At 50.0% G+C, this 560-nt stretch carries 1 protein-coding gene and 2 pseudogenes; all 3 read right to left on the reverse strand.

The window, feature by feature from the left end:
- Positions 1-197 (reverse strand): annotated as a pseudogene (locus BHE85_RS18240) (IS66 family transposase); the annotation flags it as partial.
- A gap of 29 nt (positions 198-226) precedes the next feature.
- Positions 227-334, reverse strand: a pseudogene (locus BHE85_RS27700) (IS66 family insertion sequence element accessory protein TnpB); the annotation flags it as partial.
- 30 nt (positions 335-364) lie between these two features.
- Positions 365-560 (reverse strand): IS3 family transposase (locus tag BHE85_RS18245; RefSeq protein ID WP_139286454.1); only part of this gene is annotated, 196 nt, incomplete at its 5' end.

A 560-nucleotide genomic window follows, 5' to 3' on the forward strand; every position in this document is an offset into this window, starting at 1 on the left:
AACAGCATCCGGCGCAGTTTTTCTATCTGAGCCCGCAGATGTTCTATTTCCCGTTCATCTTCTTCGATCTTTTCTTCGGCGCGGGCCAGTGCAGAGCGCAGGAAGGCCTCCGTCTCTTCAACCAGACTCAGTTGCTGGTCTTTCTGACGGAGCTGGCATTCCAGTTCTGCAATGCGAATGAGGTATTTTTGATTCATGGCCGTTTTTATAATCCGGCCATGACATTTTACAACATTGTCAGTGCATTAAGGCGGGATGTTTTTGGCTGACGCCAGTCCAGCTTATCGAGGAGCATTGCCAGTTGCGAGCGGGTAATGGATACTGAACCGCCCCGGGTTTCCTGGAGAGTGTTTTATCTGTGAACTCAGGCTGCCAGATCATCGTTTCCGATGGAAGCATAATAAGCTTTTTCTGCTTCTGCCGGAGGGATGTGGCCCAGCCTTTCCAGCAATCGTCGATTATTATACCAGTCCACCCACGTGAGTGTGGCCAGTTCCACTTCTGCACGGTTTTTCCAGCTCTTACGGTGTATTACCTCCGCTTTGTAAAGACCATTGATG

Source organism: Shigella sp. FC1567, assembly GCF_001743015.1.
Taxonomy (GTDB): Bacteria; Pseudomonadota; Gammaproteobacteria; order Enterobacterales; family Enterobacteriaceae; genus Escherichia; species Escherichia coli.